The following is a 22836-nucleotide window of genomic DNA, read 5'->3' as shown; positions in this document are numbered from 1 at the left end:
GGATCAATGACAAGGCCGGCTCGATGGCCGGCACTGCCCGCATTTTACCTGTGTTCGGTGCAGGCTGCAGGCCGTGACAGACCGGCCGTCAGCCCCGACAATATCGGCCAATCGACCGACAGGAACACACCAAGATGGCCATCGATCTCGCCAGCGCCAGACAGCAGTACCTCGACTTCGTTGCCAGCCGCAAGACGCTGGCGATCAGCTGCCTCGACGACGATGGCGCCCCCTTCATCAGTTACGCACCGTTCGTGCATCAAGACGGCAAGCTCTACATCTACATCAGTCGGCTGGCCGAGCACTACCAGCTCATCGACGCGCGCCGGCAAGCCAATGTGATGTTGCTGGCCGACGAGGCCAACACCGCCAACCTGTTCGGCCGCGAACGCGCGCGCTGGTTGTGTGCGGCGAGCAATCTCGGCAATGACGGCCACGACGATATCTTCGCGCTCTTCAACGAGCGCTTCGGCGAAAAAATGCTCACGCTGCTGCGCGGACTGGATTTCTCGCTGTTCGAACTCACCCCGCAACCCGGCCGTTACGTCGTCGGCTTCGGCAAGGCGTTCGACGTCAGCATCGATGGTGAACAGTTCGATCACGTTGTCGTCGACAAAAAACCCGACTGAGTCCGATGACCGGCAGCCCTTACCAGCCATCGTCTCCCTCAGGTAGAGATCCGCGATCTGCGGGGTCTGCTACTACTCCGGCCGGCGGCCAGCACGCAATGCAAGCTTCAGCGACTGTCGGTCTGCCGCACGCAGCGCCTTCTTGCTCTTTTCATGTGGGCCGGCCTGGCGCTGCCTTGCCGCCAGCGCCACCGGATTGCGTGGCTTGGGCAATTTGAAGGCACTCTTCATGCCACACCCCGCTCAAGTCGCAATTCGTACAGCGGCGCATTCCGGACGGCTTTACCGCGTTTTCCGACAAGAAAACGTGGCATGGTACCGCTCGCCCGGAAGCAAAATTGCTTGGGCAGATCGGTGTACAGCGAGCGCGGTGGCTGGTGATGCACCGGCAGTTTCTTCAGCTGCACATTCGATTCCGGCGAGTGGTAGAACAGCCGGGTCAAACCCAGCTCCTCGCGGGAAAACCAGACCACGGCGGCCAGCATGGCTTCAGCCCAGACTTTGCAATACCGCGCCTGCAACCAATGCAGGTAGCGCAGTACATCGGCAGATTCACCACCAATCTGGGGCGACCAGCGCCCCGGGTGCGCCAAAGCCCAAGCCGCTTTGCGCAGCCAGTCGTTCTGGATTTCCTCGATCAGCACTTCGCCGGCATCCAGATCGATATCAAGCCTTGCCCAGGCCAGGGTATTCCGCCCGCCACAATGGATCGGGTGCGAGGAATAGGCAAACGGTCCGACCCCGGCCTGCTGCGGCTTGACCAATCGTTGGTAAAGCTGATCGTGGCCGCGATCGAAGTTGAGCTGCAGCACCAGATTGGCCTTGCCGCGCGTGGTCTGGGTGCCATGCCATTGCGACAGCGTCAGCGTAAACATCAGTTGGCCGGCATCACCATCGGCGGCGATCAAGTCGCCAGTGCAAATGCGGTCCGAGCCCAGCCGGGCGAGCCACTGTTTGACGCGTGGCTTCTGCAGCAGGCCGGCAAACGGGCCTTGCTTGAGCGCGCCGACCGTCATGCCGTCACCAACGACATGACGCAACAGCAACCAGGCATAGCGCTCGGGATAGTAGTTAAAACAAGTCCGGCCTTGCGGCAGGCAGGCGACGATTTCGTCGACCAGTCGGGCATCCATCAATCAGCTCCAGGCCGCGCCTCGTGGGCACGGCGAAAATGGGTATCGGGTATGGGGGTACTGCGTGGGCCTGATGCATCAGGGCCTCCTGTTCGGTGGGGCTGCGCCGCGGCGCAGCCCGCTGGGTTAGCGGAAATGGTCGTGTCTCAGGCTGCCGTCGAAAGCAGCCACTGGTGAGGCAGCAACGCTTGAAACAAGTGGCCGGAGTCGCAGGGGCAGAGGTCGTTGCGACCAAGCTTTTCCAGAAGATCTTTGTCGCCGTGGACGATCCTCACGCCACGTTTGACGCCGGTTTCAGACGGGAAGCCCTTTCGGCGCTTGCTGATGGTCTCGAAAGCAGGCTTGGGTCTGGTCGAGGTATTTCATGATGCAGCTCCTTTTCGTGGGGGCGACTTCACCCCGTTCGGGCATCAAACGGCCGGTCAGCCTTTGATGCACAACACTTGCTTCAGAGTGTGGACCACGTCGACCAGATCGGTCTGGTGGGCCATGACGGCGTCGATGTCCTTGTACGCCGCCGGTATTTCATCAACCACACCGCCATCCTTGCGGCACTCGATGCCCTCTGTCTGGGTGGCGAGGTCGAAGCGATTGAAGCGGCGCTTGGCTTCGCTGCGGCTCATCTGCCGCCCGGCGCCGTGCGAACACGAGCAGAACGAATCGGCATTGCCCCGCCCGCGCACGATGTAACTCTTGGCGCCCATCGAGCCTGGAATGATGCCTAGCTGGCCGGCGTGCGCCGCAATCGCACCCTTGCGGGTAATGAACAGCTTCTCGCCAAAGTGCACTTCCCGCGCCACGTAGTTGTGGTGGCAGTTGATCGCTTCGTCGGTCAGCGTGAACGCGGGCAGGAACGGTCGCATTGCCTCGACCACCAGCCGCATCATTTCGCGGCGGTTGACCAGTGCGTAGTCCTGCCCCCACTCCAGCGCCTCGACGTAATCGTCGAACCAGGTCGAACCGGCACTGAAGTAGGCCAGATCACGATCAGGCAGATTGATCTGGTGCCGGCGCATGTCCTTGCGGGCAGCGTCGATGAAGTAACGACCGATCACGTTGCCGGTACCGCGACTGCCCGAGTGCAGCATCACCCAGACGCGCTGCGCCTCGTCCAGACACAGTTCGATGAAGTGGTTGCCACCGCCCAGAGTGCCGATCTGGCAGACCCAGGTCTGGGCAAACTTGCGCTGCATCTTCATCAGGCCCGGATGTTTGCCGACGATGCGGTCGAGCCGGTCGTCGAGCGGCCGGGCAATTCGCTGGTGGGCCGAGCCTCGCACCTTGTCCCATGCATGCTGCTCGAAACCGACCGGCACGGCCGCCTCGATGGTGGCGCGCAGCCGAGACAGGCTTTCGGGCAGATCACTCGCGGTCAGCGAGGTACGCACCGCATTCATGCCGCAGCCGATATCAACGCCGACGGCCGCCGGAATGATGGCGGAGCGGGTTGGAATCACCGAGCCCACCGTCGCGCCCGTGCCGTAATGCACATCCGGCATGGCGGCAACATGGCTGTGGATGATGGGTAATGCAGCGACGTTTTTCAGTTGTTGGATCGCGTCCGGCGCAATGTCGTCGGTCCAGACTTTGACCGGCACCCTGGCGCCGGCAAAGCTTTTGATGATTGGCATAATCATTTCCTGTTGCCATGTCCGGCGCGCCGATCGGGCGGCGACGGACATGAAAAAGCCCCGGTCAGGCCGGGGCTTTTTGGGCAACCGGCGCAGGGGGCGGAACCCCCTGCGCCAATGGCGGAAATGGGGTCAGCGTGTCATACGGGGAGACGGGTTCGGGGTCATGCAGAAATTCTCCTTTGAGCTGAGGGTGAATGGATGGGGCGCATTGTTGGCCGGTCGATGCCGGGCAGTCAAACTGATGAAAGCTATCCGTTGCTGTTGTACAACTCGCACAAAAGAAAACAGCCCGCTTGTAGCGGGCTGTTTTGTTCAACGCAGTACCAGAATCAAACCGTCGCTTGCGCGGCTTCGGCCTGGTAGCTGTCGATCTGGTTGAAGTTCAGGTAACGATAGACTTCGGCGCCCTTCTCGTTGATCACGCCGATGTCGGCCATGTATTCGGCGACGGTCGGGATACGGCCGAGGCGCGAGGCGATGGCAGCGAGTTCGGCCGAGCTCAGGAACACATTGGTGTTCTTGCCCAGACGGTTCGGGAAGTTACGCGTCGAGGTCGATACCACGGTCGCGCCTTCACGCACTTGCGCCTGGTTGCCCATGCACAGCGAGCAGCCCGGCATTTCGGTGCGCGCACCGGCCATGCCGAAGGTGCCGTAATAGCCTTCCTCGGTCAGCTGCTGTGCGTCCATCTTGGTCGGCGGAGCGATCCACAGCTTGACCGGGATGTCGCGCTTGCCTTCCAGCAGCTTGCCGGCGGCGCGGAAGTGACCGATGTTGGTCATGCACGAACCGATAAACACTTCGTCGATGTGCGTGCCGGCGACTTCGGTCAACACCTTCACGTCGTCTGGATCGTTCGGGCAGGCGAGGATCGGCTCCTTGACGTCGGCCAGATCGATTTCGATCACGGCGGCGTACTCGGCGTCGGCATCCGGCTCGAGCAGGTTCGGGTTGGCGAGCCATGCTTCCATGCCCTTGATCCGGCGGGCCAGCGTCTTCGCGTCGCCGTAGCCGTTGGCGATCATCGACTTCAGCAGCACGATGTTCGAGTTCAGGTACTCGATGATCGGTTCCTTGTTCAGGCGCACCGAGCAACCGGCGGCCGAACGCTCGGCCGATGCGTCGGTCAGTTCGAACGCTTGTTCGACCTTCAGATCCGGCAGACCTTCGATTTCGAGAATACGGCCCGAGAAGATGTTCTTCTTGCCGGCCTTGGCGACGGTCAGCAGACCCGCCTTGATCGCGTACAACGGGATCGCGTTGACCAGATCGCGCAGCGTGATGCCCGGCTGCAGCTCGCCCTTGAAGCGCACCAGCACCGATTCCGGCATGTCCAGCGGCATCACGCCGGTGGCGGCGCCGAAGGCAACCAGACCCGAACCGGCCGGGAACGAAATGCCGATCGGGAAGCGGGTGTGCGAGTCACCACCGGTACCGACGGTATCCGGCAGCAGCATGCGGTTGAGCCAGCTGTGGATCACGCCGTCGCCCGGACGCAGCGACACGCCGCCACGGTTGCGGATGAATTCCGGCAGCTCGTGGTGGGTCTTGACGTCGACCGGCTTCGGATAGGCCGCGGTGTGGCAGAACGACTGCATCACCAGATCGGCCGAGAAGCCCAGGCAAGCCAGATCCTTCAGCTCGTCGCGGGTCATCGGGCCGGTAGTGTCTTGCGAGCCGACCGAGGTCATGCGCGGTTCGCAGTAGGTGCCCGGACGGACGCCCTGACCTTCCGGCAGGCCGACAGCGCGGCCGACCATCTTCTGTGCCTGGGTGAAGCCCTTGGTCGAGACGGCCGGTGCGGTCGGCAGGCGGAACAGCGTCGACGCCGGCAGGCCCAGCGATTCACGCGCCTTGGCGGTCAGGCCGCGGCCGATGATCAGGTTGATCCGGCCGCCAGCGCGCACTTCGTCGAACAGCACGTCGGACTTGACCTTGAATTCGGAAACGACTTCGCCGCCCTTGATGACCTTGCCTTCGTACGGACGCAGTTCGATCACATCGCCCATGTTCAGCTGGTTGACATCGACTTCGATCGGCAGCGCGCCCGAGTCTTCCTGGGTGTTGAAGAAGATCGGTGCAATCTTGCCGCCGAGGCAGTAGCCGCCGAAGCGCTTGTTCGGCACGAACGGGATGTCTTCACCGGTCCACCACAGCACCGAGTTGGTCGCCGATTTGCGCGACGAACCGGTACCGACCACGTCACCGACGTAGGCAACGGCATGGCCCTTGGCGGCCAGGTCTTGCAGGAACTTGATCGGGCCGCGCTTGCCGTCTTCTTCCGGCGTAATGCCGTCGCGGGTGTTCTTCAGCATCGCCAGCGCGTGCAGCGGGATATCCGGGCGCGACCACGCGTCCGGCGCCGGCGACAGGTCGTCGGTATTGGTTTCGCCGGTGACCTTGAACACGGTCAGCGTCACCGATTGCGGCACTTCCGGACGGCTGGTGAACCACTCGGCATCGGCCCAGCTCTGTATCACGGCCTTGGCATTGGCGTTACCGGCGTCGGCGAGTTCCTTCACGTCGTGGAAGTAATCGAACATCAACAGGGTCTTTTTCAGACCTTCGGCAGCTACGGTGCCGATTTCGGCATCGCCGAGCAGATCGATCATCGGCTTGATGTTGAAACCGCCAAGCATGGTGCCCAGCAGTTCGACCGCCTTGGCGCGGCTGATCAGCTTACAGGTGTCCTTGCCCTGCGCAACGGCGGCAAGGAAAGCGGCCTTGACCTTGGCGGCATCGTCCACGCCCGGCGGGACGCGGTTGGTGATCAGATCAACCAGAAATTCTTCTTCGCCTGCGGGCGGATTTTGCAGCAGCGCGACGAGATCGGCGACTTGCTGGGCAGTCAGGGCGAGCGGCGGAATACCAAGGGCGGCGCGCTCGGAGACGTGCTGGCGATAGGCTTCAAGCATGGGGTGACCTTTGCGGTTGCGTTGTGTGCGGCGGACTCGCGTCCGTATCGACTCCATCGATGATCGCGCCACGGCGCGGACCATCTCGACCGGCGTTCGCGCTCCGTTATGGGGCCGGCGAACGCGGATCGGGGATTTGGATGCGAGAGTAACGCGACGGCGCGGGCGACACAAACGAGTAATCGCCACATGGACTGTGAGATATACTCACACCATGAGCCAGACCCTCCCCCCGCTGAACGCCCTGCGCATTTTCGAGGCTGCCGCCCGGCTGGAAAGCTTTTCCGCCGCGGCGAACGAGTTGTTTGTGACGCACGGTGCTGTGAGCAAGCAGATCAAGCAGCTGGAAGAATGGCTGTCGGTGCAGCTGTTCGAACGTGCCGGCGGTCGGGTCAAGCTGACCGACGCCGGCTGGCGCTATCTGGTGCAGGTGCAGGACGGCTTCGACATCATCGCCAACGCCACGCAACAGCTGATGCAGCCGAACCGCCAGCGCCGTTTGGTGATCAATTCGACACCAACGCTGGCGATGTACTGGCTGCTGCCGCATCTGGCGCAATTCCAGCGCGAGCATCCCGATGTCGAATTGCGGCTGATGACGTCGGACCGCGACATCAGCCGGCTCGATGCACCATTCGACGTCGCCATCCGCCGCGGCCCCGGCGACTGGCCCGGCTACGTCAGCAAGCCTTTTCTCGACGAGTGGGAGCTGCCGCTGTGCAGCCCGGCGCTGCTTGAACGCCATCCGATCAACACCCCGGCCGATCTTGCGGCCCACACGCTGTTGTACGCAGACACCCGTCCGACCGCCTGGCAACGCTGGTTCACGCTGGCCGGCGTGCCCGACCTCAAGCCCGCCGCCACGCAGCAGTTCGACCACTTCTATCTGGCGCTGCAGGCCGCGACGGACGGGTTGGGCGTTACGCTCGGTCCCCTGCCGATGATGCAGTCCGAACTCGAAAACGGCACGCTGATCGCACCGCTGCCGGCACCGATCGCACCGGTACGCGGCTACTGCTGGATCGCGCCGCGCACGGCGATGAACGATCCGATGATTGCAGCCTTCTGCCAATGGCTCGAACGCTCGGCCGAGGGCCTGAAAGGCAACGCCTCAAGCGGCAGCGGACGTCAATGACGTCCCGGACATGGCCCCGAGCGGGCTTCGTGATCGCCGGACTGGTGTTTGGTTACGGCTTTTACGGGTTCGCATTTTTCGTGCTTGCCGTCGGCCACATGAACCCGAGTCCGCCACGCTATTTCCACGAACTCTCAATCCTGCTGCAGTTCCTGCCTCTGCTGGTCAGTGCACTTGGCTGGCTGGGCTGGCTGTTCACGCCAAGGCGCAAATGGCTTTGGCTGGCCGCCCTCGCTGCGGCATGGGTCGCACTGAGCATTCCTGCACTTCAGGCAGCGCTGCCTTATCTGCCTCCGGGACCACCGCGCTACTGAATCAGGCCCCGCCCGGCGGTACAGCCAGGCCTTGCCCCTGCGCCCCGATCTGCAAAGATGAGTGCAACCGCGTGAACGGCCGGGCCGGCGCGCGGTCGGACTGCTTATCGACGCCGTAGACGGAGCCCTCGCGATGCCGAACACGCTGAAGTCATTTACCCTGTCCAGCGGCGAAACGCTGCACTACTACAGCTTGCCGGCACTCGAAGCCGCCGGCATCGGCCCGGTGTCGCGTTTGCCGGTGTCGATTCGTCTGGTGCTGGAATCGGTGCTGCGCAACTGCGACGGCAAGAAAATCACCGAAGCGCACGTGCGCCAGCTCGCCAATTGGCAGCCGAATAGCGAGCGTGTCGACGAAATCCCGTTCATCGTCGCCCGCGTGGTACTGCAGGATTTCACCGGCGTGCCACTGCTGGCCGATCTGGCGGCGATGCGCAGCGCGGTTGAAAAGCTCGGCAAAGACCCGGCGCTGATCGAACCACTGGTACCGGTCGACCTCGTTGTCGATCACTCGGTCCAGGTCGATGTGTTCGGCCGGCCCGACGCGCTGCAGCGGAATATGGAATTCGAGTTCGCCCGCAACCGCGAGCGCTACCAGTTCATGAAGTGGGGCATGCAGGCGTTTGATACCTTCAAGGTCGTGCCGCCCGGCATCGGCATCGTCCATCAGGTCAACCTCGAATACCTGTTCCGCGGCGTGCAGATCCGCGATGGCATCGCCTTCCCCGATACGCTGGTCGGCACCGACAGCCACACGACGATGATCAACGCCGTCGGCGTTGTCGGCTGGGGGGTCGGCGGCATCGAGGCCGAGGCCGGCATGCTCGGCCAGCCGGTGTACTTCCTGACGCCGGACGTGATCGGCGTCGAACTCAGCGGCGCATTGCGCGACGGCGTCACCGCGACCGACCTTGTACTGACGGTGACCGAACTGCTGCGGCGCGAAAAAGTGGTCGGCAAGTTCGTCGAATTCTTCGGCGAGGGCACCACCAGCCTGTCGGTGCCCGATCGGGCGACGATCGCCAATATGGCGCCCGAGTACGGCGCAACGATGGGTTTTTTCCCGGTGGACGAGCAGACCCTCTCCTATCTGCGCGGCACGGGCCGGCTCGATCACGAAATCGAAGCATTCGAAGCCTATTTCAAGGCACAGCAACTGTTCGGCATCCCCAGGGCTGGCGACATCGACTACACGCGCACGCTGTCACTGGATCTGGCCAGCATCACCGCCAGCCTCGCCGGCCCGAAACGGCCGCAGGACCGGATCGCGCTGCCGGCGATGCGCGACACGTTTGAAACGCTGTTTTCCAAGCCGGCAGCCGAGAGCGGCTTCGGCAGGCCGGCGACCGAGCTTGGCGTCCGCGTGCCGGTCGGGCCGACGAGCAGTTGCAGCACGCTCGACAATCCGCAGTTCGACCACGGCAACGTCGCGCGCAACGTCGTTGAAATGACCGACAATCACCCGTCGCCAAACCATGTCGAAGCGCGGCACGACGCCGGCATCGACCTCGGCCACGGCGACGTGCTGATCGCCGCGATCACCAGTTGCACCAATACCTCGAACCCGGGCGTGCTGCTCGCGGCCGGGCTGCTGGCGCGCAAGGCCGTCGCCCATGGCTTGCGCGTCAAGCCACACATCAAGACCAGCCTGGCGCCAGGATCGCGCGTCGTGACCGAATACCTGGACAAAACCGGCCTGCTCGAGCCGCTGGCCCAGCTCGGCTTCGCGCTGGCCGGCTACGGCTGCACCACCTGCATCGGCAACTCGGGGGATCTGACACCGGAGCTGAATGCAGCGATCACCGAGCACGACGTCATTGCCGCCGCGGTGCTGTCGGGCAACCGCAACTTCGAGGCGCGCATCCACCCGAACATCCGCGCCAACTATCTGGCCAGCCCGCCGCTGGTCGTCGCGTTCGCACTGGCCGGCCGGGTCAATATCGACCTCGACGCCGAAGCGCTCGGCACCGGCCTTGAAGGCGAACCTGTCTTTCTGCGCGACATCTGGCCGAGCGCCGCCGAGGTGGCTGCGCTTTTGCCGACGGCGCTCGATCCGGCGGTGTTTCGCCGGCTTTACGCCGACTTCACCAAGGATCTGGACCTGTGGAATGCGATCCCGGCACCTACCGGTCAGGTCTATTCGTGGCCGGCGTCGACCTATATCGCCCGGCCACCGTTTTTCGACGAGTTCACGTCAACGCCGGCCCCGGTCAATGGCATCAGCGGCGCCCGGGCGCTGCTGATCCTCGGCGACTCGGTCACCACCGACCACATCAGTCCGGCTGGCGCTTTTAGCGAAACCACGCCAGCCGGCCAGTATCTGCTAGCGAAGGGCGTACAGCGCACCGATTTCAACAGTTACGGCAGCCGGCGCGGCAACCACGACATCATGATTCGCGGCACTTTCGCCAATGTGCGGATCAAGAACCTGATGCTACCGGCCAAAGCTGACGGTAGCCGGATCGAGGGGGGACTGACGCTGCTGGAGGGCCAGCAGACGGCGGTCTTCGATGCCGCACAAGCGTATCTGGCCGCCAGCACGCCGACCGTGGTCATCGCAGGCGAAGAGTACGGCACCGGTTCGAGCCGCGACTGGGCGGCCAAGGGCACGCAGCTGCTGGGCGTCCGGGCGGTGATCGCCCGCAGCTTCGAGCGCATCCACCGCAGCAACCTCGTCGGCATGGGGGTTCTACCGCTGCAGTTCAACGGCGATGACAGCGCGGTGACGCTGCAGCTGCGCGGCGACGAGACCTTTGACGTCCTCGGCGTCGACGCCGAACTGACGCCGCAGCAAAACCTGACGCTGCGCATCACCGCCGCGGACGGCACGGCGCGCGAGATCAGCGTGCGCAGCAGGATCGACACGCCGATCGAGGTCGATTACTACCGGCACGGCGGCATCCTGCCCTATGTGTTGCGCGAGCTGCTGTCGACGCCGGCCTAAGAGCGGCTCGCAAAACCCTACTGGCTTCGTTGCGCTCACTTGCCGTACGCCTTGTACTGTCTGCGTTTCGCGCGCCTTGCTAGCACCGTTTCACTGGGTTTGGTTAGCCGCTCTCCAAGCAACGACAGGGTCAGCGCCTGCGCAACACCAGCGCGATGCCGCCGAGAATGGCCGCAGCCGCCAGCAGCATGCGCAAGGAAAGCGGCTCGCCGAGCAGCAGTACGCCGGCCGCTGCGACAATGACCGGCACGCTCAGCTGCACCGTGGCCGCGCCGGTCGTGCTCAATCCGCGCAGCGCGGCATACCAGATCGCATAGCCGCAGCCTGAAGTCAGCGCGCCCGACAGCACCGCATAGATCATGCCGTCGGCGGGTGGCGGCGCCAGCGGAGAAAACGGCAGCAGAAGCAGCGACAGAGGCGCGCCGCGGATGAAGTTGCCGGCGGTCTCGCCCAGCGGATCGGCTGCGCCGCGCCCGCGTAGCGAATACGCGCCCCATGCAACGCCGGCACCGGCCATCAGTACGGCGCCAAGCGGCGACGGCGCCGACAATCCCGGCAGGAGCAGCCCGACGAGACCGGTCAGCGCGACGACAAAACCGAGGCACTGAATGGCGCTCATGCGCTCGCCCCGCCACAGGCCGGCACCGACCATCGTCGCCTGCACCGCGGCAAACAACAGCAAGGCGCCGGTTGCCGCGCTCAAATGCAGGTACGCAAACGAGAACAACGCCGCATAAGCCAGCAGGCTGAGCGCCGACCACCAGCTACCGCCGACGACACTGCCGCGCAGACGCGCAATTGCCCACAGCGCAATCGCACCGGAGACGATGCGTATCGCGGTAAAGCTCGCTGCATCGATCTGTGTGGTTTTCAACGCCAGTCGGCACAGGATCGAGTTGCCGGCGAATGCCAGCATCGCCAGCACGGTCAGTGTGAAAACACGACCGATCGTCATGACGATGGCTGTCTTCGGCAGCCCAAGCCTCGCCACCCCGCCTCGGGCGCAGCGATGGTCTTGGGTGCGGGGTCAAAATGGTATGTCGCGATGTTCATCTCGATGCAGCTGGATCGCGCCTTTTTGTCGGCGGTACGGGTGTTGGCAAGTGGACGGTTGCCAGTTTCAACGTTAGTCGCGCGGGCGAACCAGCCTCGTGCTAAACCGGATTCGCTACGATGGGTGGGCAACCGACGCTACCGCAGCACCATACGGGCACGAATATCGCCGCGACGACGGGAACGCCCCGCGGCCTTGCGCATCGAAATCGAATCGCTGGCAGTGCCCAGGCATCCTGATCGCCCCCGTAAAACCAGCTCGATCGTCACCGCGGGAGTACACCGATATGTACATCAGACAGGCCATAGCGCGTCCCGGCGCCATCGCAAGCCGGGTTTTACGACTCATGTGGCAAGCGTTTCAGGCGCCGTGGCGGGTAGCGCAAGCGGCGACCATCGAACCCCGGCAGAGAAAACAGTCGGGGACGATCGGGCGCGCCGGTGCTGTTTGCCACCCTGCCTTCGCAATGAACAGCGCGAGACTGTTTTTATTGCTGCTGGCTGGCTGGGTACAAATCAGTGCCAGCCGGGCCGCGACACCGGTCAGCGCGAACGACAACTGGATGACGACCACCGTCGCGCAGGGGCTGGTCCACCCATGGGGGCTGGCTTTCCTGCCCGATGGCCGAATGCTCGTCACCGAACGCCCCGGCCGCCTGCGCATCGTTACGCCGGGCGGCGCGCTGTCTGCGCCTGTTGCCGGCGTACCCGGCGTCTATGCCTCCGGTCAGGGCGGCTTGCTGGATGTTGCGCTCGACCCGAAGTTCGCCGACAACCGCCTTGTTTACCTGAGTTATGCCGAAGCGGGTCGCGATGGCCTGGCCGGCACGGCGGTCGCGCGCGCCAAACTGGTCGAGACCGGCGGCAAGGCCAGCTTGGGCGCGCTGCAGGTGATTTTCCGCCAGCAAGCCAAGGTCGATGGTGGCGCCCATTTCGGCTCGCGCCTCGTTTTTGCCCGCGACGGCACCTTGTTCATCACGCTGGGCGAGCGCTACCAGCGTGATCGCGCGCAGGATCTCGGCACGCATCTGGGCAAGGTGGTCCGCATCCATGCCGACGGCAGCGTGCCGGCCGACAACCCGTTTATCACCCGCCAAGGCGCGCTACCGGAAATCTGGAGCTACGGTCACCGCAACCCGCAGGGCGCGGCACTCAACCCGGCCAATGGTCGGTTGTGGACCGTCGAGCACGGCGCACGCGGTGGTGACGAGATCAACATTCCGCAAGCCGGGGCCAACTATGGCTGGCCGGTGATCACCTACGGCCGCGACTACAGCGGTTTCAAGATCGGTGAAGGCACGGCCAAGCCCGGCATGCAGCAACCCGTCTACTACTGGGATCCGTCGATTGCGCCTTCGGGCATGGCCTTCTACACCGGCAACCGCCATCCGGACTGGCGCGGCAGCCTGTTCATCGGCGCCCTGAAGGACGCGATGCTGGTACGGCTGACACTGTCTGGGGATCGGGTCGTCGCCGAAGAACGCTTGCTGCAACAGGAGAAGCACCGCATTCGCGACGTGCGCCAAGGCCCGGATGGCTGGATTTATCTGCTGACGGACGAAGACGACGGCAAAATCCTGCGCCTGCAGCACCGTTGAATTCGCCCGTACCACTCATCACAACCGCCCTGGGACCGAACCGGTTGTCGGCGTCATTGCATGTCGGCCTTGGCGGGCGGATCGAAAAAGTGGATGTCGAATGGCCCCTCGCTCTGTACCTGAATCACGGCCTTGCCCTTGGTCCACGCAAAGTGCGGCACCTGGGCGCCCAGATGCTGGAAACCACCGGTCTTGATTTCGCGCAGTCCGGCCTTGTCGAACGTCTCGCCGAGCCCGACGTAGACCACGCCGGAAATCACCGTCACCGATTCGGCATGAGTGTGTTTGTGCGGTGGAATGGTGTAACCCGCCGGCATGCTCAGGCGGATCGTGAACGGCCCAGGCTGACCCGGATCACCTTGCAACACGGCCAGCTTGGCGCCCTTGGGCAAATCCGGCGGCGCTGGCTGCCATTTGATCTGGCCGGGGCCGAAATACACCGCATCGTCGCCAGCCTGCAGCAGCGGTGCGGTAAGGGCAACAATGGCCATCAGTATGAACACACGGGATTTCATGGCGCCTCCTTGCGTCGACGCAGCAAATAAGCGGCCAGATGGCCGCCTAATTCCACGGTAAGCCGCCTTGCCCGCCTTCGCTGTCGGTAACCCGGCATCCCGATGACGGGCGGGCACCCCGGCCCGAGCGACCCTCACGCCGGGACGCACCCAGTACAGGTCTCCCGCCCATACGCTAGAGGCGGCGCCGATCCGGCCGGGGGTACAATCGCGACCTGTGCACACCAGCCCGGCAGCGGGCGGATTCCATGTCCTGGTACGTCTATCTGATCGAATGCGCGAACGGCAGCCTCTATACCGGCATCAGCAACGATGTCGCGGCGCGCTACCGCGCCCATCTGGCCGGCAAGGGTGCGCGCTACACCCGCGCCAATCCGCCCAGACAGCTTGTGGCCGTCATCGCGCACGCCGACCGCGCAAGCGCCAGCCGGGCCGAGCATGCGATCAAGCAGTTGTCCGCACAGCAAAAACGCACGCTGTGCGCGGCGCACCCGGCACCCACCGAGCTGCTTGCCGAGCTGGCCGCCTCCGCAAGCAGCGCCCCTCGCTAGCCTTCGGTCGCAAGCACGCGTGCAATATCGCTCCACTACGATGAGTCATCGAATGACCATGCGGGCGCTCAATGAGCTATCTGGATCAGTATTGCGAACGCGTCGGCAGCGGTCTGCTGGCCGAACCTGCCAATCTGCTCAGCAACGCGGCCTTCGTTCTCGCCGCCTGGCTGGTCTGGCGCGCATGGCGACGTAGCGGCCTCGGGCTGCGCCGGGGAGGCGACCTGCTGCTACTGCTTGCCCTGATCGCGATCATCGGTATCGGCAGCGGCATCTGGCATGCCTTTGCAACGTCTTGGGCGCTGTGGCTCGATGTCCTGCCCATCCTGTTGTTCATCAACGTTTACCTGCTCGCCGCGTTGCGCCGCGGGCTGGATTGGCACTGGCGGGCGGTGGCGGCCGGCTGGATCGTGTTCCAGCTCGTCAATCAGGGAGTCGCCGTGTCGCTGCCACCGACGACACTCAACGGCTCGGTGTTCTATCTGCCGACAGGACTTTGTCTGGTGCTGCTGGCGTGGGCGCACCGGCGGCATGCGCCGGCGCTGGCACAGGCGCTCTGGCAGGGGGTTGCCATTTTCGGTGTGTCGCTGACGCTGCGCAGTATCGACAATGCCCTGTGCACCTCATGGCCACTTGGTACGCACTTTGCGTGGCATTTGCTCAATGCCTGGCTACTCGGCCGACTGACCCTCGCCCTGATTGCGCACGCCAGCCCCCACCATCAGGCCAGCCGCTCGCCAACCGGCGCCGAGGCATAACGCGCCATCAGCGTCTGCGCCGCCGGTTCGCCTTCGGCCGGCGACCATGCGGTGTAATCCTCGGCGGCAATGGCCGTGTACGGCCCATGTTTGACCTCGAAGATCACCCCGCCAGCATCGAGCGACAGCACCGCATGCCAGACGCCAGCCGGTGTTTCCACAACAGCCGCGCCTTCGCCGAGTACCACGCGATCGATCACCGTGCCCGCATCATCGAAATGCAGCACGACAAAACGGCCGCGCAACGGGTAAAGCAACTCCCAGGTATGCGGGTGCCGATGCGGGCGGACATAGGTTCCGGGCTCCATCGCTATGGCCAGCCGCTGGATCGGGTCAGCCAGTTCCGGATGCAGGTTGTGGTTGGCGCGGCGGCGCGGCGATTGCGCCGCCTGCAATGACAGCGCATCCAGCGTGGCCGTGTCGATCTGTTTCATCATGTCACTCGGGCTGCAAAAGCCGCGAGCATGCCGCAATGCGCGAGCGGCGGCCAGCAGGCCGCCGCTCTATCGCCCGGGCTTGCGCCGGGCGGCGCCGTCCGATCAGTCGGTCGTCACGCGCTGCGCGTAGCCGGTGGCACGCGCCTGCAACTGTTGCTGACGTTGCGCCGCTGTCACCGTGCGCGTCCCGGCTGGCAGGTAGTACGGCAGATCGGCGAGCTTGAGTACCTTCGTCGAAATCGACGGGGCGCCGCTCGACGGCGTCGTTGCCGGCAGTTTCTGCCAACGCGGCATCAGCGTCCCTTCGTGCAGGCCGGCGGTTTCGACCCAGTTGTACACGCCCGGATCACGCGGCGACACCACGAAGGTATAGCTGCCGTCGGCATCGGCCACGGCCTGGACATTGTTCAGGCTGACCTGACGACGATCCGGATCGACGCTGACCGTCCACGGATCGGTCACCGGCAGGACGAAGTAGCCGGCGCCACCAAGGTTGACCTTCACCAGTAGCGCTTCGTCGTCGCCCAGGCGGAAGTGGCCGAAGGTGCTGGCCTGCGTCACCAGCGTGCCCAGCGTGGCCGACGAGCTTGGCTGCGGCAGCGTATTCACCGGATTGACGTAGGTTTTCACCCCCAGCGTGCCGATCGCGTAGGCCAGCGTCGACTCGTTCAGGTTGGTGCGCGTGTCGGCAACGATGTCGGCATCGCCACGGGCCGGCCGCGACGGCGTATCGAGCCGGGTCACGCTCAGCGTATCGGCGGTTTCGGCCGTCCAGTCGCCGAGGTTGTTGCGCACGAACAGCTGCTTCGCGTCGGACGTCGACTGGATGTGATTCACCCTGCCATTGGCAGGCTGATTGTCGATGGTGATCGTATAGCTGCCGTCGGCGGCGACGACCAGATCCTTGCCGTCCAGTACGGCAATGCTCTGCTGGTAGTTCGGGTTGCTGATCAGCGAGAAAGTCACGTCGGTCGGCCCGGTGCCGCGGCGCTGACCGCGAATCACATAGCGCGAATCACCGTTGACCGGAATCGTCCGGTAGACGTTGTCCGGGTTGTCGAACGAGTAACGCCCGCCCGGCACCTTGAGGCCGAACCAGTCGCGCGGCGGCGCATTCAGCCAGTAGACCTTCGGATACAGCGGATCATTGTTCACCGCCTTCTGGATGGCGCTGAACACCAGCTCGTCAATCGCGTGATTGAGGCTCGCCGACGCTTCGCTGCTGATCGGCGCGCCATGCGCGGTCGAATACGCCGCGGCCAGTTGCCCCCGTTGCAGCAGGAACAGATTGTTCTTCTTGATCTGGATCGCCTTGGCATCGAGCGCTTGCTGCTCGGGCGTTGCCAATACCGATGCGGCGCTGACAACACCAGCCAGCGTCAAACCGGCGACGAGCGCCAGGACCTGCGAAACGGGGTTGCGGCGCGTTTGATTCGAGCTTGACGACATTGCATTCCTCCTTGTTTGTAAATGCGAAACAAGCATAAGCGCGCGCTTCATATAACAATAAAGAATCAATATTGCCGTCAATATGCGAAATACATAGATCAAACGTCAGCCATGAAAGCTTCGGATCAGTGCCGCGCCCAAGCGGGAAACCCAGCCCGCGAGCTGAGCACCAAACAGTTTGTCCGGCCTTGTCCAATCGGCCAGCCCGATCCAGCGAAGTGGTAATCGTTCATCGCGCATCCCGTCGTCATCGTTCAAACTGCCGAGTTGCCCCTCCGATGCACACCCATGAACGCGCAGCCCATCTCTCAACTCACCTGGCGAACGATGTTATTTCCGCTCTCGCTGGTGCTGTTCGAGTTCTCGACCTATGTCGCCAACGACATGATCCTGCCGGGCATGCTTCAGGTAGTCCGTGAGTTCAACGCGCCATCGTCGCTGGTCCCCACGGCACTGGCGGCCTATCTGGCCGGTGGCGCGGCACTGCAATGGCTGCTCGGCCCGCTGTCGGACCGGGTCGGCCGGCGGCCGCTGATGCTGTTCGGCGTCGCGTCCTTCATCGTGCTGTTGCTGCTGACCTTGCCGACCAGCTCGATCGGCCAGTTCATGGCGCTGCGCTTCTTTCAGGGCATGGGATTGTGTTTCGTCACCGCAATCGGCTATGCCTCGATCCAGGAAGCGTTTTCGGAAACCGCAGCCATCAAGGTCATGGCGCTGATGGCCAATGTCGCCCTGCTGGCGCCACTGATCGGGCCGGTTGCCGGCGCGGCGCTGATCGAAGTCGCGCCGTGGCGGGCAATTTTCGTCTTGATTGCCGTCACCACGACGATCTCGCTATTCGGACTGTGGCGCACCATGCCCGAGACGGCCAAGCTGCGCGGCACGCCGTTCAATGTCCGCAGCATCGCCAGCGACTACCGCAAGGTATTCAGCAACCGCCGTTTCGTCTGTGGCGCGCTGGCCATCGGCGCCGCCAGCCTGCCGCTGCTGACGTGGATCGGCCAGGCGCCGGTCATTCTGATGGAACGCGCACAGATGACACCGCTGGCTTATGGCCTATGGCAGATCCCGATCTTCGCAGCACTGATCGCCGGGAACCTGACGCTGGCGAGATTGGCCGACCGGGTGCCTGTCACCCGAATGATCAAGCTCGGCCTCGCCCCGGTCATGGCGGGGCTGACGCTGGCTGCCATCGCCATGCTGATCGACCCCAATGCCGTGGCCTGGCTCGTTGCCGGCGTCAGCCTCTGTGCTTTCGGCGCCGGCCTAGCCAACGCCGCGCTGTATCGGCTGACGCTGTTCTCGAGTCAGGTCAGCAAGGGCACCGTGGCGGCGTCGCTGGGCATGATCACCATGCTGCTGTTCACCTTCGGGATTGAAGTCGTTCGCTGGGGTTACGCCGGTGGCGGCAACGTCTGGTTTGCCTGCGCCAATTTCGCAGTCGGCATCGGCTTCTGCCTGCTGGTGCGCCGCTTTCTTTCTGGCCACGACACCCCCGCCGTCGGCACGTAAAATCACGCTTTTGCCCGGAAAGCGCCCTTGGCTCACCCTGCCCGCATCACGCCAGCCCGACTTGCGTTCAACGAACACGGCATTCCGTACTCGGCCGACTTCGATGACGCCTACCATTCGCCCGATGGCGGCATCGGCCAGGCCGAACACGTCTTCCTGCGCGGCAACGACCTGCCGGCGCGCTGGCGTGGCCGCGACGTCTTCACCATCGTCGAAACCGGCTTTGGCCAAGGGCTGAGTTTTCTGGTGACTTGGGCAGCCTGGCGGGCCGACCCCGACGCCTGCGCGCAGCTGCATTTCGTGTCGGTCGAGCGCCATCCGTTCAACCACGACGACCTTGCCACGCTGCTGGCGCGCTACCCGCAATACGCCGCGCTCGCAACCGAACTGCTGGGGCAATGGCCGGCGCTCACCCCGGGTTTTCACCGGCTCTGGCTCGATGGCGGACGCGTGACGCTGACGCTGATGTTCGGCGATGTGCTTGAGGTGCTGCCGCAACTGGACGCGCGCGCTGACGCGATCTACCTCGATGGCTTTTCGCCGTCCAAAAACCCCGAACTATGGACCCCGGCGGTTTTCAAGCAGTTGTGGCGGTTGTGTCATGCCGACACCACGCTGGCAACCTACACCGCCGCCGGCGCTGTCCGGCGCGGGCTGAACGAAACCGGCTTCGCTGTTGAAAAAGCCAAGGGCTATGGCAGCAAATGGCAGATGCTGCGCGGCGGTCTGGCGCGCGCACCGCGCACACCGGCTCCGCGCGTCGCAGCCAAGCACGCACTGATCATCGGCGCCGGACTGGCCGGCTGCGCGGTCGCGGAACGACTCGCCGCGCGTGGCTGGCACATCGACCTTGTCGACGCAGCGGCCGAACCGGCAACAGGCTCGTCGGGCAATCTGGCCGGGCTGATGCACGCCTACGTCTCGCAGGATGACAATCTGCTCGCAAGGCTGAGCCGCGCCGGTAACGCGATGACGCTGGCCTTGCTGCGCCAGCTCGACGACGCCGGCCTCGCCGTGCCGCACGGCGTCGATGGCATCCTGCAAGTTGCCCGCAATCCGCAGCAGGAGGCGCTGCAGCGACTGATCACCGAAAGCGGCGATTGGCCCGACCTCGCCTTCCTATCGCCCGATGCAGCAGCACAACGCCTCGGACACCGGCCGCTTCGCGGCGGCTGGTGGTTCGAACGCGGCGCATGGATCAATCCACCGGGCTATTGCCGTGCCCTGCTGGCGCGCCATGGCGACGCGGTGCGCTTTCGCGGCAACACCACGGTGACGCGGCTTGATACCGATGCCGGCCTCTGGCGAGCATTGGACGCCGACGAACGCGTCGTCGGCGAGGCACCGGTCGTGATCCTCGCCAACGCCAGCGCGGCGCGGACGCTGACACAGGCGGCCGATCTGCCGCTCTGGAGCGTGGCGCGCGTTGCCAGCCACCTTCCGGCTTCAGCCATCGATCTGAACGCGGCCGGCATTGCCGGCGCGGGCTACCTGACCGGCACGCTGGACGGTGAACGGATCATCGGCGCCGCGGCGTTCAACGGCGACCTTGCCGCCGCCGAAGCGGAAAACCGCAACGCGCTCGCAGCCTTGCTGCCTAGGGTGACACTGCCGGCCGATACCGTACTGCGAAACCGGGTTTGCCAGCGTCCAACCTCGCCCGATCGGCTGCCGCTGGTGGGCGAATTGGCACAGCCTTGGCACGATAGCTACCCACGCTGCCACCAATTGGCGCAGATCCCACGCCAGACGGGGCTTTACGGTGCACTCGCGCTGGGCGCGCGCGGGCTGTCATGGTCGGCACTGATCGGCGAGATTCTGGCGTGCCAGCTCAACGGCGAACCCGCACCGGTCGAAACGGCGCTACTGCGTGCCATCGACCCGGCGCGTTTTCTGTTGCGCGCGCTACGGCGCGGCGAAGCCTATCAGCCGCAGCTCGCCGGTGATGACGACGAATAAACCCGGTGGCACCGCGGCACAGCACAGATTGCCACCGTCATGAGCAGTACAATCAGCACACAATGAGGCACTGAAACGCTGGCGGTCGATACAGTTGCATCTACTGCGCCAAACAGCCCGGCCGTAGCATCGTCATACACGTCTTGAAAGGAGACGACGATGCAATCCCTCACGCTTACCCCCGACCGCCTGCTGCGGATCGCACTCGAACCGGGTCGCCAGCTGCAATGCATTCGCGGCTGCCTCTGGCTGACTTTCGACGGCGAGGACGTCATTCTTCAAGCTGGCGAGCACTGGACGGCGCCCAGACACGGCATCGCGCTGATCGAAGCCAGTGCCGGATCAGCGCATTTACACCTCGACCCCCAGCTAATCAAGCGGCATCGGCCATTTCGGGCGACAGCAGTCCAACCGATATTCGGCGGCCTCTGTACGCTGAAGCGCGCGTTGTAAGAATCTAGAGTGGAACCATGGCAGTCAACAGAAGGCCGGCACGCCATGCCGGCGGACTGCAAGGAGGCCCGCCATGGTCCGCTCCACCCTCCTCGCCACGCTGACCCTTGCCCTCTGGGTGTACAGCGCCCCGGCATTCGCCGGTCTGGTCGAAAACATCAGCATTCTGCGCATGGCGCTGGACTCGGTCTGTGGCCAGCGCGTCGATGTCATCTGGGTTGATGAAACCCATACCAATCAACCCTGCCTGATGTCGTATTCGCCGTTCTGCGATGAAGTCCAGATCAACGGGCCGACCAGTTGCATGGTGGTGATGCACATCGGCGACGAAAGTGTCGATGCCAGCTACTGAACCAAGGCCACGCTAGCCGGCACCGGCCGGATCAGCCCCTGACACAGCTCGCCCAGGCGCTGAATCGCCCGTTCGTGCCGCGTCGTCCACGGTTCAACACAGCAGATGCGCAAGCAGTTGCGATAGCTGCGGCTGGGCGAAAACAACTCGCCCGGCGCAAAGTTGATGCCTTCGGCCAACGACAGACGCAAGAGTTCGCGCGTATCGACGCACTCGGGCAGCTCGACCCACAGCACGTAGCCGCCCTGCGGCACATTGAGTCGGGTGTCCTTCGGAAAGTATCGCCGGATCGCCGAGACCGCCCCGTCGACCTGCTCGGCAACGGCACGCCGCAACCGTCGCAGATGATGGTCGTAGCCGCCGTTCTCGAGAAAGCGGGCTATCGTCTGCTGCAGCGCCAGCGGCGTTGAATACGTGTTGATGAACTTGAGCTTTTCCAGCTCACGACGCCAGCGACCCGCTACCACCCAGCCCACGCGCATTCCGGGCGCCAGCGCCTTGGTGAACGACGAGCACAGCATGACGTTGCCGTCGCGATCAAACGCCTTGGCCGGTCTCGGGCGGCTGCCGTGATGAAAAAATTCGCCGTACAGATCATCTTCGATCAGCGGAATATTCCGGCTGGAAAGCATTTCGACCAGACGTTTCTTGTTGTCATCCGGCATGACACTGCCAAGCGGATTGGAGAAATTCGGGATCAGCAGACAGGCCTTGACCCGGCCATCGCGCGTCGCCAGCTCCAGCGCTTCGATCGAGATCCCCGTTTGCGGATGTGTCGGAATTTCCAGCGCCTTGAGCTTGAAGCTCTCGAGAATCTGCAACAAGCCAAAGTAGGCCGGCGATTCGATCGCGACCACGTCGCCGGGTTCGGTCACTGCCCGCAGGCAAAGGTTGATGGCCTCAAGGCAGCCATGCGTGATCAGCACGTCGTCAGCCTCGAACTGCCCGCCCCACGCCAGCGAGCGACGGGCGATATGACGGCGCAGCTCCATGTCCCCGGCCGGCTTGCCATAATCGGCTAGCGTGCGCGGCTGGTAGCGCGTCGTCTGCGCCAGCAGGCGCTGCAATTGCTGCGTCGGGTAGAGTTCGGGCGAGAGGATCGCGAGGCCGAAATCGACGCGGATCGACTGGCTCTCGTTGACCTGATACGGCCAGAGAATCGGCGCCGTGACGACCTCGCGCGGCTCGGCCGGCGGCTGGGTCAGCGCTGGCGTCGAAAACGCGGCATGCATCGTCCTGACATAGAAGCCGCTTTGCGGCCTGGCCTCGATCAGCCCACGCGCTTCAAGCTCGCGATACGCCTCCATGACCGTCGACAGGCTGATTTGCCGCTGCGCAGACAAACGTCGAATCGAGGGCAGACGCTCACCGGTCTTCAAGACGCCGGCCGCGATCGCCTGCGCCATTTCCTCCGCGAGCTGGAAGTACAGCGTATCGAACTTGCGCTTGGAAGCTGGAGAAACTGGCGTCGCCATGGTGTGCACCTCACCGTCGA

The 22836-nt window shown here is 64.1% G+C and carries 20 protein-coding genes; 11 read left to right on the top strand and 9 right to left on the bottom strand.

Annotated features, from left to right (window positions below):
• Window positions 1-134: 134 nt before the first annotated feature.
• A complete protein-coding gene (locus tag R0382_RS14690; protein ID WP_432720536.1) occupies window positions 135-629 on the top strand; it encodes a HugZ family protein in 495 nt (164 codons plus the stop codon).
• Between the two features lie 227 nt (window positions 630-856).
• Here the strand turns inward: R0382_RS14690 and R0382_RS14685 are convergent, their stop codons facing one another.
• The 4 genes from R0382_RS14685 to acnB form a co-directional block, all read right to left on the bottom strand.
• Entirely contained in the window at window positions 857-1762 is a 906-nt protein-coding gene (locus tag R0382_RS14685) for a hypothetical protein (RefSeq protein WP_432720535.1), read from the bottom strand.
• A 146-nt stretch (window positions 1763-1908) separates the two neighbouring features.
• Window positions 1909-2037, bottom strand: a complete 129-nt coding sequence (locus tag R0382_RS14680; RefSeq protein ID WP_432720533.1) for an SEC-C metal-binding domain-containing protein — start codon at window positions 2035-2037, stop codon at window positions 1909-1911.
• A 147-nt stretch (window positions 2038-2184) separates the two neighbouring features.
• The gene (locus R0382_RS14675; protein ID WP_432720532.1) at window positions 2185-3393 is read right to left on the bottom strand and encodes an RtcB family protein; all 1209 of its coding nucleotides are present in this window, start codon (window positions 3391-3393) and stop codon (window positions 2185-2187) included.
• 332 nt (window positions 3394-3725) lie between these two features.
• On the bottom strand, window positions 3726-6311 hold the full coding sequence (acnB, locus tag R0382_RS14670; protein WP_432720531.1) for a bifunctional aconitate hydratase 2/2-methylisocitrate dehydratase: 2586 nt from the start codon (window positions 6309-6311) through the stop codon (window positions 3726-3728).
• A 214-nt stretch (window positions 6312-6525) separates the two neighbouring features.
• Here acnB and R0382_RS14665 point away from each other — a divergent pair, with 214 nt between their 5' ends.
• The 3 genes from R0382_RS14665 (at window position 6526) to acnA (ending at window position 10704) form a co-directional block, all read left to right on the top strand.
• Window positions 6526-7446 (top strand): transcriptional regulator GcvA, encoded by a 921-nt coding sequence (locus R0382_RS14665; protein WP_432720530.1) that lies wholly within the window; start codon window positions 6526-6528, stop codon window positions 7444-7446.
• 29 nt (window positions 7447-7475) lie between these two features.
• On the top strand, window positions 7476-7760 hold the full coding sequence (locus tag R0382_RS14660) for a hypothetical protein (RefSeq protein ID WP_432720529.1): 285 nt from the start codon (window positions 7476-7478) through the stop codon (window positions 7758-7760).
• Between the two features lie 133 nt (window positions 7761-7893).
• Window positions 7894-10704 carry an aconitate hydratase AcnA gene (gene acnA / locus R0382_RS14655; RefSeq protein ID WP_432720527.1) on the top strand — a complete coding sequence of 937 codons (2811 nt, stop codon included), beginning with the start codon at window positions 7894-7896 and terminating at the stop codon, window positions 10702-10704.
• Between the two features lie 130 nt (window positions 10705-10834).
• Here acnA and R0382_RS14650 read toward each other — a convergent pair whose 3' ends face one another.
• Window positions 10835-11659, bottom strand: a complete 825-nt coding sequence (locus R0382_RS14650) for an EamA family transporter (protein ID WP_432720525.1) — start codon at window positions 11657-11659, stop codon at window positions 10835-10837.
• 565 nt (window positions 11660-12224) lie between these two features.
• Here R0382_RS14650 and R0382_RS14645 point away from each other — a divergent pair.
• A complete protein-coding gene (locus R0382_RS14645) occupies window positions 12225-13355 on the top strand; it encodes a PQQ-dependent sugar dehydrogenase (protein ID WP_432720523.1) in 1131 nt (376 codons plus the stop codon).
• A gap of 53 nt (window positions 13356-13408) precedes the next feature.
• On the opposite strand, the gene R0382_RS14640 is transcribed toward R0382_RS14645, so the two are convergent.
• The gene (locus R0382_RS14640; protein WP_432720521.1) at window positions 13409-13870 is read right to left on the bottom strand and encodes a cupin domain-containing protein; all 462 of its coding nucleotides are present in this window, start codon (window positions 13868-13870) and stop codon (window positions 13409-13411) included.
• A gap of 248 nt (window positions 13871-14118) precedes the next feature.
• Here R0382_RS14640 and R0382_RS14635 point away from each other — a divergent pair, with 248 nt between their 5' ends.
• Together R0382_RS14635 and R0382_RS14630 are read left to right on the top strand one after the other, a co-directional pair.
• Window positions 14119-14421 carry a GIY-YIG nuclease family protein gene (locus R0382_RS14635; protein WP_432720520.1) on the top strand — a complete coding sequence of 101 codons (303 nt, stop codon included), beginning with the start codon at window positions 14119-14121 and terminating at the stop codon, window positions 14419-14421.
• Between the two features lie 71 nt (window positions 14422-14492).
• Entirely contained in the window at window positions 14493-15179 is a 687-nt protein-coding gene (locus tag R0382_RS14630) for a ceramidase domain-containing protein (protein ID WP_432720518.1), read from the top strand.
• On the opposite strand, the gene R0382_RS14625 is transcribed toward R0382_RS14630, so the two are convergent.
• Both R0382_RS14625 and R0382_RS14620 read right to left on the bottom strand, forming a co-directional pair.
• Window positions 15143-15613: a WbuC family cupin fold metalloprotein gene (locus R0382_RS14625; protein ID WP_432720516.1), complete on the bottom strand. Its 471-nt coding sequence runs from the start codon at window positions 15611-15613 to the stop codon at window positions 15143-15145. The genes R0382_RS14630 and R0382_RS14625 overlap by 37 nt on opposite strands.
• 105 nt (window positions 15614-15718) lie before the next feature.
• Window positions 15719-17065, bottom strand: a complete 1347-nt coding sequence (locus R0382_RS14620) for a hypothetical protein (RefSeq protein ID WP_432720515.1) — start codon at window positions 17063-17065, stop codon at window positions 15719-15721.
• A gap of 288 nt (window positions 17066-17353) precedes the next feature.
• Here R0382_RS14620 and R0382_RS14615 point away from each other — a divergent pair, with 288 nt between their 5' ends.
• The 4 genes from R0382_RS14615 to R0382_RS14600 all read left to right on the top strand — a co-directional run bounded on the left by R0382_RS14615 (window position 17354) and on the right by R0382_RS14600 (window position 21341).
• Window positions 17354-18577, top strand: coding sequence for an MFS transporter (locus tag R0382_RS14615; protein ID WP_432720513.1), 1224 nt, complete (start codon window positions 17354-17356; stop codon window positions 18575-18577).
• A 27-nt stretch (window positions 18578-18604) separates the two neighbouring features.
• Window positions 18605-20536 (top strand): bifunctional tRNA (5-methylaminomethyl-2-thiouridine)(34)-methyltransferase MnmD/FAD-dependent 5-carboxymethylaminomethyl-2-thiouridine(34) oxidoreductase MnmC, encoded by a 1932-nt coding sequence (gene mnmC, locus R0382_RS14610; RefSeq protein WP_432720511.1) that lies wholly within the window; start codon window positions 18605-18607, stop codon window positions 20534-20536.
• A 159-nt stretch (window positions 20537-20695) separates the two neighbouring features.
• Window positions 20696-20989, top strand: coding sequence for a DUF2917 domain-containing protein (locus R0382_RS14605; protein WP_432720509.1), 294 nt, complete (start codon window positions 20696-20698; stop codon window positions 20987-20989).
• Window positions 20990-21062: 73 nt separating this feature from the next.
• Complete coding sequence (locus R0382_RS14600; protein ID WP_432720507.1) at window positions 21063-21341, top strand: hypothetical protein; 279 nt, start codon at window positions 21063-21065, stop codon at window positions 21339-21341.
• On the opposite strand, the gene R0382_RS14595 is transcribed toward R0382_RS14600, so the two are convergent.
• Entirely contained in the window at window positions 21335-22816 is a 1482-nt protein-coding gene (locus R0382_RS14595; RefSeq protein WP_432720506.1) for a PLP-dependent aminotransferase family protein, read from the bottom strand. The genes R0382_RS14600 and R0382_RS14595 overlap by 7 nt on opposite strands.
• Window positions 22817-22836 lie beyond the last annotated feature (20 nt).

It is taken from the genome of Jeongeupia wiesaeckerbachi (genome assembly GCF_050916355.1).
GTDB lineage: Bacteria > Pseudomonadota > Gammaproteobacteria > Burkholderiales > Chitinibacteraceae > Jeongeupia > Jeongeupia wiesaeckerbachi.
The sequence above is the reverse complement of the archived record's forward strand: the minus strand, read 5'-3'. Positions and strand labels throughout refer to the sequence as shown.